Annotated in this window: 14 protein-coding genes and 1 pseudogene; 8 read left to right on the plus strand and 7 right to left on the minus strand. The window is 68.6% G+C overall.

Features of this window, described 5'->3' with window-relative positions; translation table 11 throughout:
* Positions 1-93 precede the first annotated feature (93 nt).
* The 6 genes from ACIBBB_RS35655 to ACIBBB_RS35680 all read right to left on the minus strand — a co-directional run bounded on the left by ACIBBB_RS35655 (position 94) and on the right by ACIBBB_RS35680 (position 5134).
* Positions 94-852 carry an SDR family NAD(P)-dependent oxidoreductase gene (locus ACIBBB_RS35655; RefSeq protein ID WP_398989531.1) on the minus strand — a complete coding sequence of 253 codons (759 nt, stop codon included), beginning with the start codon at positions 850-852 and terminating at the stop codon, positions 94-96.
* Between the two features lie 18 nt (positions 853-870).
* Positions 871-1461, minus strand: coding sequence for an SDR family oxidoreductase (locus tag ACIBBB_RS35660; protein ID WP_398989533.1), 591 nt, complete (start codon positions 1459-1461; stop codon positions 871-873).
* Entirely contained in the window at positions 1458-2603 is a 1146-nt protein-coding gene (locus ACIBBB_RS35665) for a thiolase family protein (RefSeq protein WP_398989535.1), read from the minus strand. Before ACIBBB_RS35665 ends, ACIBBB_RS35660 begins: the two co-directional genes overlap by 4 nt.
* Positions 2600-3040, minus strand: coding sequence for an OB-fold domain-containing protein (locus ACIBBB_RS35670; protein WP_398989536.1), 441 nt, complete (start codon positions 3038-3040; stop codon positions 2600-2602). Before ACIBBB_RS35670 ends, ACIBBB_RS35665 begins: the two co-directional genes overlap by 4 nt.
* A gap of 64 nt (positions 3041-3104) precedes the next feature.
* Positions 3105-3908 carry an enoyl-CoA hydratase/isomerase family protein gene (locus ACIBBB_RS35675; protein ID WP_398989538.1) on the minus strand — a complete coding sequence of 268 codons (804 nt, stop codon included), beginning with the start codon at positions 3906-3908 and terminating at the stop codon, positions 3105-3107.
* Positions 3908-5134, minus strand: coding sequence for a CaiB/BaiF CoA transferase family protein (locus ACIBBB_RS35680; protein WP_398989540.1), 1227 nt, complete (start codon positions 5132-5134; stop codon positions 3908-3910). Before ACIBBB_RS35680 ends, ACIBBB_RS35675 begins: the two co-directional genes overlap by 1 nt.
* A gap of 202 nt (positions 5135-5336) precedes the next feature.
* On the opposite strand from ACIBBB_RS35680, the gene ACIBBB_RS35685 reads away from it, so the two are divergent.
* The 3 genes from ACIBBB_RS35685 to ACIBBB_RS35695 are packed head-to-tail and all read left to right on the plus strand — an operon-like array spanning position 5337 to position 9292.
* Positions 5337-6353, plus strand: coding sequence for an NAD(P)-dependent oxidoreductase (locus ACIBBB_RS35685; protein ID WP_398989542.1), 1017 nt, complete (start codon positions 5337-5339; stop codon positions 6351-6353).
* The gene (locus tag ACIBBB_RS35690; protein WP_398989544.1) at positions 6350-7825 is read left to right on the plus strand and encodes an aldehyde dehydrogenase; all 1476 of its coding nucleotides are present in this window, start codon (positions 6350-6352) and stop codon (positions 7823-7825) included. Before ACIBBB_RS35685 ends, ACIBBB_RS35690 begins: the two co-directional genes overlap by 4 nt.
* Before the next feature lie 36 nt (positions 7826-7861).
* Positions 7862-9292 carry an FAD-binding protein gene (locus ACIBBB_RS35695; RefSeq protein ID WP_398989546.1) on the plus strand — a complete coding sequence of 477 codons (1431 nt, stop codon included), beginning with the start codon at positions 7862-7864 and terminating at the stop codon, positions 9290-9292.
* On the opposite strand, the gene ACIBBB_RS35700 is transcribed toward ACIBBB_RS35695, so the two are convergent.
* A complete protein-coding gene (locus tag ACIBBB_RS35700; RefSeq protein WP_398989548.1) occupies positions 9293-9658 on the minus strand; it encodes a hypothetical protein in 366 nt (121 codons plus the stop codon).
* A 377-nt stretch (positions 9659-10035) separates the two neighbouring features.
* On the opposite strand from ACIBBB_RS35700, the gene ACIBBB_RS35705 reads away from it, so the two are divergent.
* The 5 genes and pseudogenes from ACIBBB_RS35705 to ACIBBB_RS35725 all read left to right on the plus strand — a co-directional run bounded on the left by ACIBBB_RS35705 (position 10036) and on the right by ACIBBB_RS35725 (position 13422).
* Positions 10036-11421 (plus strand): SLC13 family permease, encoded by a 1386-nt coding sequence (locus ACIBBB_RS35705; protein ID WP_398989549.1) that lies wholly within the window; start codon positions 10036-10038, stop codon positions 11419-11421.
* Positions 11418-11567 (plus strand): hypothetical protein, encoded by a 150-nt coding sequence (locus ACIBBB_RS35710; protein ID WP_398989551.1) that lies wholly within the window; start codon positions 11418-11420, stop codon positions 11565-11567. The genes ACIBBB_RS35705 and ACIBBB_RS35710 overlap by 4 nt, the downstream gene beginning before the upstream one ends.
* A 76-nt stretch (positions 11568-11643) precedes the next feature.
* Positions 11644-11949, plus strand: a pseudogene (locus ACIBBB_RS35715) (NAD(P)H-dependent oxidoreductase); the annotation flags it as partial.
* Positions 11950-12016: 67 nt separating this feature from the next.
* Entirely contained in the window at positions 12017-12313 is a 297-nt protein-coding gene (locus ACIBBB_RS35720) for a muconolactone Delta-isomerase family protein (protein ID WP_398989553.1), read from the plus strand.
* 461 nt (positions 12314-12774) lie between these two features.
* Complete coding sequence (locus ACIBBB_RS35725; protein WP_398989555.1) at positions 12775-13422, plus strand: DUF6461 domain-containing protein; 648 nt, start codon at positions 12775-12777, stop codon at positions 13420-13422.
* The last annotated feature ends 468 nt before the right edge of the window (positions 13423-13890 follow it).

The following is a 13890-nucleotide window of genomic DNA, read 5'->3' on the forward strand; positions in this document are numbered from 1 at the left end:
GAGGGGGCTCCTGCCTGCGAGACCGTGACCGTCCTCAGCGCGCCCCGGAGATTCGAAAGATGTCGAGGTCGGCACGGTCTCACCACGTCGCGTTCACCGCACCGGGCGGGCGTAGAGGCTCTTGCCCCCGCACACGTACAGGACCTGGCCGGTGACGCCGGCGCTGCTCGGCCCGGCGAGGTAGGCGGTCGCCCACGCGACGTCGCGGTCCGACCCGATCATGCCCATCGGCTGGGCCTGCAGGAGTCGGTCCATCACGTGGGCCGGCTCTGCGCGCAGCAGCGGCGTGTCGATGAGTCCGGGTGCGATGCAGTTGACCCGGACGTCGTAGCGGGCCAGTTCGATGGCCATGGCCCGGGTGGCGGACACGACGCCGCCCTTCGCCGAGGCATAGGCGGTCTGCCCCCACCAACCCAGCCAGGCCCGGGATGCGATGTTCACGATGGTCCCGCCCCGGGCCCCGTCGAGGGTCATCTGCCGTGCCGCCGCCTGCGAGCACAGCATGACCCCGGTCTGGTTGACCGCGATGGTGGCGTTCCACTGCTCTTCGGTGAGTTTGCGCAGGCCCGCGTCGATGCTGATCCCGGCATTGTTGACAAGGATGTCCACGGGCCCGAACCGGTCGCGGGTCTGCTCGAACGCGTCCTCAACCGAGGAGCGCGAGGTGACGTCGAGCGGCTGACCGGCGGCGCTGCCGCCTTCGTCCGTGATGGCCTGGGCGGCCTGGGCGGCTTTTGGCTCGTTGAGATCGGCGAGCACCACGTTCGCGCCCAGGGACGCCAGCTCGCGTGCGATCGCGAACCCGATTCCCTGTGCCGCCCCTGTCACCAGAGCGGTCTTGTCACTGAGCATCTTGATCGTCCTTAGAACTCAAACCGAGAGACTGGACAGCAGGCTGGACCCGCCGTCGACGTAGAACATCTGGCCGGTGATGTAGCGGCTGCGGGGGTTGGCGAAGAAGGCGACCGCATTGGCGATGTCGGCCGAGGTGATCTCGTGGGACGTCAGTTGCCGGGGTTCTGTCCTTGCTCCGTCGGTGGGCAGGGTTCCGCGGAAGCCGGGCAGCACGGTGTTCACGGTCACCCCGGCGGGAGCCATTGCGAGCGCCAGGCTGCGGGCCGTAGCCACCAGGGCGCCGGCGGCCGCCGCGAGCTCGATCCGAGGGGCGGCACCGAGCCAGTCGCGCGCACTGACGGCGACGACGGATCCGCCCTCTGCCGAGGTCAGCTGTTGGCGGTGCGCATCGACCAGGTGCCGCAGCCGCTGTGCCTGCTGCGACGGGTCCGGGCCGGCAGCCGTGTCGTCGTAGAGACCGGGGTTGAAGACCAGCGCGTCGATCTTCCTGGTGACCGGCTGGTCGTCGAGTACCTCAAAGCCGGCGGCCTCCAGCTGTCTGACACAGGCGTCCGTGATGGCGTCCTCGACCCCGGTGACGAGGGCGACGTGCGCCTTGGCGGTCACTGGCCGGCCTCCAGGATGTGGACGGAGCAGGCTCCGTTGTCGACGCCGAAGATCCCTCCGCCGGTGGCGTGGGTGAGGGCGATGCGGGCGTTGTCGATCTGCAGTGCCTCGGCCTGGCCCGTGAGCTGCCAGTAGGACTCGGCGATCTGGCTCACGCCGGTGGCGCCGACCGGGTGTCCGCGGGAGAGCAGTCCCCCGCTGGGGGACACCGCAACGCGGCCGTCACGGGCGAATGCGCCTTCGCGGACGTCGCGGTGCGCCTGGCCGCGTTCGGAGATTCCGAGAGCCTCGGCGTGCAGGAGCTCGGCGATGCTGAACGCGTCGTGCAGCTCGACCAGGTCGATGTCGCGGGGTTCGAGCTCCGCCTGCCGGTAGGCCTGCGCCGCGGCCCGGAAGGTGATATCGGGCCAGGTCATGTCCCGGTATCCGGTGTGGAACTGTCCGGAGAGCACCACGCTGGCGCGGACGGCGACGGTCGGGCGGCCGAGGCTGCGAGCGAAGTCCTCGCTGCAGACGAGCACCGCGGCGGCACCGTCGCTGTTGGGGCAGCAGTGGAGCAGCCGCAGCGGGTCGGCCACGGGACGGGACTGTCCGACTTCATCCTGTGCCACCGGCTTCTGGAAGTGCGCCCGGGGGTTGAGCGCGCCGTTCCCACGGTTCTTCACCGACACCGCATCCAGGCTGGCCGTGTCGGCTCCGTAGTCGTGGAGGTAGCGCTGCGCGCGCATCGCGTAGGTCGCCGGCATCACGACGCCTTGGGCGATCTCGATGTCGTTGGTGGTCAGGGGCAACGCACCGCCGCCGAACACCGAGAGCTGGTCGACACCGACCACGGCCACGCACTCGTAAGTGCCGGCCGCGACTGCCTGACACGCCAGGTGTACTGCCGTGCCGCCGCTGGCGCAGGCGTTCTCGACCGTGAAGACGGGCGGTCCCGCGATCGCCCCGTGCTGCATGACGCGCTGCGCGATCAACGAGCCGCCGTAGACGCTGCCGACTATGCCGGCGTCGACCTGCTCGGGGGCGACTCCGCTGCTGCGCAGCAGCGCTTGCAGACTGCGTCCGCCGATCTCAGCGACGTTCTCCCCGACCTTCTTCCCGAAGGGCTCGACGGCCGCTCCGGCGATGAGGACCCGCTTCATCGGGCTTCTCCTTCCTCGACTGCCGTGGCGGTGTAGGACCACAGCTCGGTGGCTGCGCCGGGCGCCTGACCGGGGTGGCCAGGTGTCTGATCGGTTCCGATGCGGGCCAGCACGAGCTGGACGGGTGTGCCCGGGCGAATCGGGTCCTGGCCGGGGGAGTGCGCCAGGACCCGGACGCCGTCTACGTCGACGTAGGTAAGGACGTAGGGCGGCGTGAACTTGGCGGGGCCGACCCTCACCACGGTGGAGGCGTACGCGACGCCCGAGGGCCCGATCTCGGCCTCGGGCAGCTCGGTCAGGGTGCCGCGGGACTCCAGGGGCGGGAACCAGCGTGAGCCGTTCCCGGGGTCTTCACTGACTCGGAGCCTGACGCGGCCTTGTTCGTCGGTGGTGAGCCACTGCTCACCGATCACGTGGCGTTCTGCTGGGGGCTGCATATCTTCTCCTGGGATTGCCGCTGGGCTGAACACGCTTGCTGCTCGCAGTACGGGCACCGGGGCGTCAGGTGCCCGTGTAAGTGGGGGGCCGCTTTTCGGCGAAGGCCGTGCGGCCCTCGATCCGGTCGTGGGTGTCTCTGATCAAGCCCCACATCAGATGCTCGGTCGCGATCGACTGGGAGAGAGGCATATCGGCTGCTCTGGCGGCCATCGTGGTGATGGCCTTGAGGGCCAGCGGACCGTTGGCGGCGACCTGTTGGGCCAGTGACATGGCCTTGTCGAGCAGCTCGTCGGAACTGGTCACGTCACTGATGAGGCCGTAGGTGAGGGCGGTGGCGGCGTCGATCCGCTCGCCGGTCAGGAGCATCTTCATCGCGACGGCCGGTGGCACACAGCGCAGCAGGTTGGACACCCCTCCGGCGCCGGGGACCGATGCCCAGCGAGCCTCGGGGAGACCGAATGTGGCGGCGGTCGAGGCGATACGCAGGTGGCATTCGAGGGCGATCTCGAGTCCTCCGCCGATCGCATGGCCGTTGATCGCGGCGATGAGCGGCTTGTTGATGCCGAGTTCGCGCAACGTGATGGCCCGGATGTAGGTCCCGGAATCGACCGCGCTCTGCCAGGAGTTGAGGTGTCCGGCCGCGAACGGCGTGCGGTCGGGCATGGTGCGGCGCAGGTCGGCGCCGGCGCAGAAGGCCTTGGTCCCCTCGCCGGTGATGATTGCGACGTCCAGCTCGGGGTGGTCACGGAACTCGATGAGGGCAGCAGCGAGTTGCTGCATCGAGTCGGGGTCGAGGGCGTTGTGGACCTCGGGGCGGTTCATCCGGATCAGCCGGACGCGTGCGGTGTCCTCGACGTCGATGCTCATCAGCCCACTGCGCCTTCCTTGAGTGCCTTGTCGTAGTCGTCCTCGTCCATCCCGAGCAGCTGCGTGCACACGTCGTGGGTATCCGCTCCCAGCAGCGGGGCGGGGCTGCGCAGATGGCCGGGGGTGCCGGAGAGGGTGTAGGGGAGGTTGTCGTAGACGCTGGGCCCCATCTCGGGGTGGTCGAGCACCACCCAGTGGTGGCGGGCGCGCAGCTGCGGGTCGTCGTGCAGGACGTCGTGCGCGGAGGCGACCCTGGCCGCGGCGATGTCCCGCACGACGAGGAGGGCGGTCAGCTCGTGGGCGCCGAACCCACGGGTTGCCGCTGCGATGAGCGGGTCGAGCCGGTCGGCATGGTTCCTTCGCCCCTGGGCGGTACTGAAGTCCTCCTGCCGCAGGGCGCCGTCCTGGTCGACGCACTCAACCAGGACCTGCCACTGCTCGTCGGAGGCGATCGAGATCGCACACCACTCGTCGGTGCCGCGGCATGGGTAGACCCCGTTCGGTGCGTAGAAGTCGTCACGGTTGCCGTTTCGGGTCACCGGCTGTCCGGCGGCCGCTGCCACGATGGCCGGCCCGATCACGTTGATCGTCGACTCGATCTGGGCCAGCTCGATCCGGCAGCCTTCGCCGGTGCGGCTTCGGCGACGCAGGGCCGAGAGAACCGCGATCGTGCCGTGCAGCGGGTTCGGCACGTGGTCGGGGTAGTTGGTGCCGGTACCGACCGGTGGCCGGTCGGAGTACCCGCACAGCTCGTACAAGCCCGACAGGGCACCGATCGAGAGCCCGTAGCCGCGGTGGCGATGGTGCGGACCGACGTTGCCCTGCATCGGCATGTCCAGGTAGATCACGTCCGGCCGCACCTCGCGAGCGTGCTCGTAGCCGAGGCCGAGGCGGGCCATGGTCCCCGGCGTGAAGTTGTTGACCACCACGTCGCTTCGCGCTATCAGGTCGAGGGCGAGCGCACGGCCGCGGCCGGTCCGCAGATCCAGGCAGATCGACCGCTTGCTGGTGTTGCGGTTGGCGAAGTAGCCGCTGCGGTCGACCCCGGGCTTCCCGTCGCGGAACGGGTGCATGCTGCGGATGACGTCCGTACGGGTGCGGGATTCGACCTTGATCACCTCTGCGCCGTGGTCGGCGAGCGGTTTGGTCATGAAGGGGCCGGCACCGACCCACGAGAAGTCGGCCACCCTGATCCCGGTCAGCGGTAGTCGCTCATCGATTCCCATTCTCGAAGTCCAATCCGTATCTGCGTAGTGATCTCATCCTCAACGCATCCGCTGGAGCTTGTCAATCACCGAGGTTCCGCATGGTTGCGTCGTGAATGTCCACGCATCCAGCGCCTGGGTCAACCTCTTGACATGCGAGTGACGCAGCCCACACACTCCGAGAACTCGGATTTAACTTCGCAGAAATACGGAGGGTGGAGGGATGAATACCAGGAAGCCCAAGCTGCTGGTCCTCGATGACCGGGAAGGGGAGATCGGCCGGTCACCGGCCCTGGAGACCATGCGGACCATGGCCGAGGTCCACGTCTTGGGGCAGCCGTTGAGTGAGACTCCGGACGACCTCGTCCGGGACGCGCGGTTCATCGTGGCCGTGCGTGAGCGCACCCGCATCGATGTAGCGGTGCTCGACCGGATGCCGCACCTCGAGATGATCCTTCAGACCGGTGGGCACGCGTACCACATCGACCTGGAGGAGGCCGCCGAGCGTGAGATCGTCGTTCCCCTGTGGAGAGAGAACGCGGCTTGTGAGGCCGCGGTGCGCGAGCTGACGATCGGGCTGATGATCGCCGCGCTGCGCCGGGTGCCGGAAGCGGTGCGCGACACCGACGCAGGCAACTGGACCCAGAACATGGGAGGGACGCTTCGGGGGCGCCGGCTGGGGATCCTCGGCCTGGGTCTGCAGGGTCGTGCGGTGGCCCGGCTGGCGCGGGCTTTCGACATGGATGTCGTCGCGTCCGTCAGCGAGAGCGGTAACGCCCGGAGCGTGGACGGCATCCCCCGGATCCCCCTGGACGAATTGCTCGCGACCTCCGACGTGGTCAGCGTGCACCTGCGGCTCTCCGAGCGGTCGCGCGGCTACCTCAGCCGGGAACGGCTGCGGGCGATGAAACCCGGATCGGTGCTCATCAACACGGCCCGCGGCGCAATCGTGGACCCGGACGCACTGGCCGAGGTCCTCTCGAACGGGCCTCTGCGGGCAGCCGGCCTCGACGTGTTCGCGCACGAGCCGCTCCCGGCCGACTCGCCCCTGCGGAGGCTGCCCAACGTCGTGCTCACCCCGCATATCGGCTGGGTGGTGGCAGAGGCGTTCGCAGAATTCGCCCAGGGCGCCACCGATCAGCTCACCGACTATCTCCAGGGCAAGCTGCCCGAGTCCGAACTCGCCTTCGCGCCGCGCCGTCGGCAGGTCCCGGGCCACCTGGGAGGTGTCGCCGTATGAGCCTCCCCCGTACCAACCACTGGATCCAAGGCCGCGACACCGCCCCGGAGTCCGGCGACTACCTACCCACCCTCGACCCGATGAACAGGCAGCCGTGGGCGCAGATCGCCGCCGGCGACGAGGCCGACGTGCGCGCGGCCGTCACTGCCGCCGACGACGCCTTCCGCTCGTGGCGCCGTGTCGGGCCGACCCAGCGCGCCAACATCCTGTGGAAGCTCGGCGACCTCATCGGCGAGCACGCCGAAGAGCTGGCAGACCTTGAGTCGCGCGACGCCGGCAAGGTGATCCGCGAGGTCCTCACCCAGCAGAACATGCTGTCGACCTGGTACCACTACTACGCCTCCCTTGCCTACCAACTCGACGGTCGCCAGATCCCGCACGACAAGGCCTCGCTGCTGGCCGTGACGGTCAGGGAACCCTACGGTGTGATCGGGGTCATCCCCGCCTTCAACTCCCCCATGCTGCTCGGCTCGTTGAGCCTGGCTCCGGCGATCGCCGCTGGGAACACGGTCGTGGTCAAACCGCCGGAGGTGAATTCCCAATCCCTCCACCTGCTGGCCAAGCTCGCCACCGAGGCCGGGCTCCCCGACGGCGTCCTCAACGTCGTCCACGGCTACGGCGCGGTCGCCGGCGACGCACTCGTGGGAGACCCCCGAGTACGGAAGGTGTTCTTCACCGGCGGCGCGGACTCGGCGCGGCTCGTCACCGCCCGTGCCGCCCAGGGGCTGAAGCAGTGCGTCCTCGAACTCGGCGGCAAGTCGGCCAACATCTTCTTCCAGGACGTCGACCTCGACCGTGCCGTAGACGGAGTGGTGACGGGGATCTTCGCCGCCGCCGGGCAGACGTGCATCGCCGGGTCCCGACTCCTCGTACACGAGAGCATCGCCGACGAGTTGGTCCACCGCGTCGCCGCCCGGGCCAGGACCATCCGGCTCGGCGACCCCCGTGACCCGAGGACCGAGATGGGGCCGATGTCGCAGGCCAAGATCTACGACGGCGTGGTCTCACGGGTGGCCAAAGCCGTGGAGCAGGGCGCCGCCGTCGAGGCCGGCGGACTGGACCGGCTCTCCGACCAGGGCGGCTGGTTCTTCCCGCCCACCGTGCTGAGCGGCATCACCAACGACATGGACGTCGCACAGAACGAACTGTTCGGACCCGTCCTGTCGGTGATTCGGTTCGGCGACGAGGATGAAGCGGTCGCCATCGCCAACGACACACCCTTCGGTCTCGCGGCCGGTGTGTGGACCGATGACTTCCGGCGCGCCCACCGCGTGGCCCGCAACCTCGACGCCGGAACGATCTGGGTCAACACCTACCGCTCCCTGCACCCCGCCACTCCCTTCGGCGGAATCAAGGACAGCGGCCACGGGCGGGAGAACGGCCTGGACGGGTTCGCCGAGTTCACTCAGCCCAAGGCCATCTGGTTCGAGTCCGACGAGAACGCCATCAGCGACCCCTTCAGCCTCCGCTGACACCGGTGGACCACACCGGCCGGAAGGAGAAACAACATGCCCCTCCCGTACGATTTCATTGTCGTCGGCCACGGCGCTGCCGGGTTGGCCGCGGCGCTCACCTACGCCGAGAGTTCGGCAGCGAAGGGCGCCCAGGCGCGCGTCGCGATCCTGGACCGCGGCCCCAAGGAACAGCGCGGCGGCGCCACACGCTGGACCGGCGCATTCCTGCGGATCGACCCGGACGGCAGGCTCGACCCCAACTGGGTCGACTACATGCAGCAAGTCTCCGGCGGCCTGGCCGACCGCTCCTACTGCGAACGGTTCGAGGAACAGACCCCGGCGACCGTGGCGTTCCTGCGCGACCACGGCGTCAAGCTGCTGTTCGACGAGTTCCCGCTCGCCCATACCTTCGACAAGGGCTTCCCTTCGATGACCCCTCCGGGGCGGCCCGACGGCGGCGGCCTGGCGATCGTCGAGGCCCTGTCCACCGCCCTCGAGAGCTTCGAGGGCGTCGACTTCCTCTACGAGACCGAGGCGGTCCGCCTTTCGACAGACGACGCCGGCCGCACCACCGGTGTCGTGGTCAGGGATCGGTCCGGTCTGCAACGGACGCTCACCGCTCCCGCGACCGTCCTGGCCTGCGGCGGCTTCCAGGGCAACCCGGAGATGCTCACTCGCTACATCGGCGAGCGCGCCTGCGACCTGCCCATCATCGCCCCCGGTGTCGCGGGCAACCGCGGCGACGGGATCCGTATGGCGCTCGAGGCCGGCGGCGACACGGCCGGCCAGTTCGACATGATCCACGCCGAGCCGGTCGACGCCCGCAGCAGCGCCGCCGACGCCGTGCTGTACACATTCCCGACCGGCATCTTCGTCAACGAGGCCGCTGAGCGGTTCTACGACGAAGGCAACGACACCTGGGACAACACCTTCGAGAAGGTCGGCTACGAGATATGGAAGAACCAGAACCAGAAGGCCTTCTGGATCGCCGACGCCAAGACCCTGCGCATCCCCGGCATCGAACTGGGCTGGCTCTCCGATCTCGCCCCCGAGCGGGCCGACACGCTCCAGGAGCTGGCCGAACGTTTCGGGCTCGACCCGGCCAAGCTCGCCACCACGGTCGCCGAGTTCAACGCATCAGTCTCCGACGACGAGTTCGACTGGCGTACCCGCGACGGCAAACACACCACCGGCCTCGACATCCCCAAGTCCAACTGGGCGGTGCCGCTTGACGAAGGCCCGTTCATCGGGTTCCCGCTCACCGGCGTCATCTGCTTCACCTTCGGCGGCGTCCGTACCGACGCCGACGCCAGGGTCGTCGCGCCCTCCGGCACACCCATCCCCGGCCTCTACGCGGCAGGCGAACTGACCGGTCTCTTCTATCACGAGTACCCGGTCGCGACCTCGGTGCTGCGCTCGCTCACCTTCGGCCGGCTCGCAGCGGAGCACGCCTTTCAGGCAGCAACACAGCTCTCACCCGCCTGATCAGGCACTAAACCCCGACTGAGAAGTGCTCTCGCGTCCGGCCCCTGACGGCCGGACGCGAAGCCCGGCATGCCCGAACGCTCTCTTAAGGCCCTCTCCGGACGGACCTCGCGCCAGAAAGCGAAGCAGCGCCGCGCTCCTGTCGACCTTCGGGATCTTCGCCGTCGGCTTCCTCGTCCGCCCCTTGGGCGTATGGCTGCTCGGCATGACCAGGGCGTACGTGCGCTGTCCCAGCAGTTTGACCGTGTCAATCTCGACCAGTGCCTGAAGCAGGTCATGGGCGCTGCTCATGGGCAGGGAGAGGTCGTCGCGCAGGCGCTTGAGCGTGCGGCCCTCCTGGTGCTGGGCCGGATAGCCCAGGATCACCGACGCCCGTCGATGCGGACCGGGTACACGGCGTGTCCCCCTCTGTAGCCGTCGACGCGGTCGGAGTCGTGCGTCCTGCCAGGGCCATACATCGATTTGCGAAACGCCATTCGGATATGCGATTCGAAGGTCGGCTTCCTTGTTGCTCCATCGAGTCTCGCATCTCCCGCCGGGGCCCTCTCTCGGTATAAATCCTCACAGTTCGCACGCATGGTTGCGCCTCTTGACGGCACCCCGACTCCGACCTAGCATCACCGCTGCGTAAATGCGAAATTAACTTCGAAATTTCGAAGTCGCTCTCGTCGGTCGAAGCCCGGCCCCTCTCGCGTAGGCCGCACGGCCGTACGGCAGCTGGATCCAGAATCAGGAGATCCCCCTTGTCCGCACAGTTTGTATCCATCGCAGCGCTGCTCGCGATCTTCGTGATCGGCACAGTCCGTGCGGTGAACCTCGGCGCCCTGGCTTTCGTCGCGGCCTTCGCGGTCGGCGCCGGGGTACTGGGGATGGACACGTCCGAGGTGCTCGCCGGCTTCCCGGCCGAGTTGTTCGTCATCCTCGTCGGTGTCACGTATCTGTTCGCCATCGCCAGGAACAACGGCACCGTCGAGTGGCTGGTCCAGGCGGCCGTCCGCGCGGTGGGCGGCAGAGTGGCCGCCATCCCGTGGATCATGTTCGTGATCAGCGGCGTGCTTGTGGCGCTCGGCGCGGTCAGCCCGGCGGCCGTCGCGATCATTGCCCCGGTCGGCATGGTGTTCGCCGCCCGCTACGGCATCAACCCCCTGCTCATGGGACTGATGGTGGTCCACGGCTCCGCCGCGGGGAACTTCTCGCCCATTGGTGTCCTGGGCGTGGTGACCAACGGGGTCGTCGAGAACAGCGGTATCCCGGGCAGCGCCACCACGCTCTTCCTGAGCAACCTTGGCTTCAACGTGCTGCTGGGTATCGGTGTCTTCCTCGCCTTTGGCGGCCGGAGCCTCATCCGGGCGGGGCGCACGGCCGCCGTCTCCGGCACCACCGCCGTTCCTACTCCTGGATCGCGGGAGAGCGGAGCCCCGCATGCCGGGCCGGACGACGGAACGAGCGTTGTGACACGGCCCTCCGGAGTGAAGGCCCCGGCGAAACCACTGCCGCGGGCCGACGTGCCAACCGAGACGCTCACGCTCGACCGCGACCGTGTCATCACCATCGTGAGCATGATCGGCATGGTGGTGGGCGCCCTGGTGCTGGACCTCGACGTCGGTCTCATGGCCCTGACCGCGGCCGTCGTCCTCACCCTGCTGTCACCCACGACGGGCAAGGAAGCGGTCGGCCAGATCAGTTGGGGCATCGTGCTGCTGGTCTGCGGCATCGTCACCTACAGCGGCCTCATGCAGAGCATCGGCACCGTCGACTACCTCGGCGACGCCATCTCGAAGCTGGACACACCGCTTCTCGCCGCGCTCCTGATCTGCTACATCGGCGCCATCGTGTCCGCCTTCGCCTCCACCACCGGCATCCTCGGCGCCCTCATCCCTCTGGCCGTACCACTCCTGGCCGCGGGCCAGGTGGGCGCGGTCGGGCTGGTCGCCGCCCTGTCCATCTCCTCGTCCGTGGTCGACTCCAGCCCCTTCTCCACCAATGGCGCGATCGTCGTCGCCAACGCACCGGAGGAGAAGCAGGAGGTCGTCTACCGGCAGCTCATGAAATGGGGCTTCGGCCTCGTCCTCGTCGCGCCCGTCGTGAGCTGGGCCGGCCTGACCGTTCTCGCGAATTGGCGACCATGACCACACACGACATCTCTGCCGCCCTGGACAACGTCGCCGGCCACCCGCTCGACGGCGTCGCCCCGGCCACCGACCGCTTTCCAGGGCTACCTGGACCAGCCCAGGATCCCCGGCATCGCGCCGAAGCCGTCACCGAGGGAGAGTGAAGATGGCGAGGACTCTTGTCGTCGTCGCTCATCCGGACCTTGACCACTCCCCGCGTGAAATCGCGCGTGGACCGATGCTCTCTCCGCAAGCGGCGCCGCCGACATCCACGTACTCAGTGACAACCTCACCGACGGCCGGATCAACGTGCCCAACGAACAGGCACTACTGGCTGCGCACGAACGGATCATCCTGCAGTACCCGATCCATTGGTACAGCGCCCCGGGAGTCCTCCACGACCGGCTCGACGAGGTTCTTGAGCCCGGCTGGGCCTACGGCCCCGGCAGCCACGTCCTGGAAGGCAAGGAACTCGGCATCGCCGTCTCCACCTGGTCGACCGCCGAGGACTACACCAAGGCCGGCCGTTACCACCGCACCCTCGACGAGCTCACCTCCGCCACCACATACCGATCCCGCACCAAGCCACCCCGAGAAAGCAGACGCTCGCACGATGGAAGAGTTCCTGGTCGAGATGCGAACCACTCTCCCCGACGATCTCACCCCCGATACCCGCACCCGTCTGGAGCTGGGGGAGGCGGCGACGATCAACCGTTATGCGCACGAGGGCCGGGTCAAGCGGCTGTGGCGCACCAGCGACGGCGACGGTCCCTACACGGTGGGGTTCTGGCTCGCCGACGGCGAAGCCGAACTGCGGCACCTGCTGGGAAAACTTCCGCTGCATCCGTGGATGCACGTCACAGTCAGGCCGCTCACGCCTCATCGATTCGATCCGGCGAAAGCGATCTGACAGCGCGCAGATGCCGCTGGGCTGCATTCGTGACAGGCACCCAGATCCCCAGGTCTTGACTATTCCTCACGGCGGGATCACTCCCACCTGGGAAGACGTCGTACCGGCGAGAGACTCCCGACTGCGCTCAGAAGCCGCTTTCCGACAAGGGGCGACGCCGCCACCCGCTTGATTCCGGCGGGCTGCCGGGTTTGCGGGTGAGTTCGAGAATGTCGGTCGCTCAGTGGTGAGACTGCCTGAGGCGGCACGACTGCGGTGTTCCCCGAGTCCCGAGAACGCGTGGACGCTCGCCCTGGGACCACTGTGACGCTTCGCTTCGCGTAAACGACGACGTTCGAGACTGCCGTAGTGCGAGGTCGAACTGCACGCGGCTGCGCCGCGATGTCAGGACGCTGCCGGGTGCGGCGATGTCCCATGGCCCTACGTTCGCGTTGTCAGAGGGACCGGTCAGGATAGCGGGCATGACGGACGGAACGACTTGGCTTGCTGCCCCTCAACCCATCACCTTCGGGGGCTACTACGTGGTGCTCGCCCGCGGGCTCTCCACGGAAGAGCTCGCCGACCGCCTCGCGGCAACCGTGCTGTACGACACGGAGCACATCGCCTCGGCGGTCGGGGAACACACCGGAGCCTCCCTTCTGGAACTCATGGACGACACGTACGGCGACTCCTCGGACGGCATCGGCCTGCGCCTCGGCCGCGCCGGGGACTGGATGTACGCGGTCGCGTACGGGGGCTGGCAAGGCGAGTTCGGCCCGCTGACCCCGGTATCGCGTGACGGCGCGCATGTCTGCCTCCTGGAGTACGAGGAGGAGAACGGCAAGCCGGTCCCGCCGCACTTCGCCTACTTTCACGACGGCCGCCTGCTGAGCGCCTGCAACCTGCACCTGGACGCCTCGTGGGGCTACCAGGGGGTCGACGGCGACCCCGCGACGGCCGCCCGCCTGGAGAAACTGCTGACCGCCGCCGGCCTCCCGGACCCGGCGCGGGACCGAAGGGAGGTACACCACACCGCGCTGGTTGTCGTCGAGGAGTTCTTCGGGCTCTCGCTGCCCAAAGACGCGATCGTGAGCGGCACGCTGCCGGCTGTCCTGCTGGAACCGGCGTAGTCCACAACCAGGCCGACAGGACACCGGGGGGTGTTCTCCCACAGCCGGACTGCGGCTTCGCCGGTCAGCGCCTGCGCGCCGGGGGCGCGCATCAGCGTTTCCCCGTCCCTGGCCGGACTGGGACAGGCCGCCCAGCAGGAGCCCGTTCCGTGGGCGGGCAGCGTTCTTGCTGCCGCGGCCCGGAAGATGGGGCGGTAGGCCGTGGCGATCGCGTACTCGATGACCCGCACCGGCATCCGCTCGCCCGTGGCCCTGCCGCGCAGGCCGCTCAGGTAGGTGCGTGCCGTCGGGGAGGACCTTGACCAGCGGGAGGCGGAGGGATTTCCGGGGCGTGCCACGGCCGGAAAACGGGCGCCGGGGGGGGGCGCGGGCGGCTCGGGGCAACCCCCGCCTCGCGGGGCCCCCGCCGGGGCGCCACGGCCCATGGGCGCAGAACCGCCCAGACCCCCCGCATAGGGCTAGGGTGAG

Source organism: Streptomyces sp. NPDC051217 (assembly GCF_044455465.1).
GTDB lineage: Bacteria > Actinomycetota > Actinomycetes > Streptomycetales > Streptomycetaceae > Streptomyces.